A 222-nucleotide genomic window follows, 5' to 3' on the forward strand; every position below is an offset into this window, starting at 1 on the left:
TGACCTTCCATGGTGTCGATATGCCGACGATGGCCTTGTGCACTGCCGGAGTGAACAGCAAGCGGAAGCCCTCAAGGCGAAGCTTGGTTCTCGACTGGTGGCATGCGGGCTGCAGATGCATCCGACAAAGACCAAGATCGTCTATTGCAAAGACCAAAGGCGCAGGGGGACATACCCGAATGTCGTGTTCGACTTCCTCGGGTATCAGTTCCGGCCGCGACG

General features: G+C 57.7%; 1 protein-coding gene. It reads left to right on the forward strand.

Annotation, left to right across the window (positions count from 1 at the left end):
• Positions 1–222, forward strand: a 222-nt coding sequence (locus ACWGTI_RS33050; protein WP_454590727.1) for a reverse transcriptase domain-containing protein, incomplete at both ends; no start/stop codon positions are given.

It is taken from the genome of Mesorhizobium sp. ArgA1, from assembly GCF_053714375.1.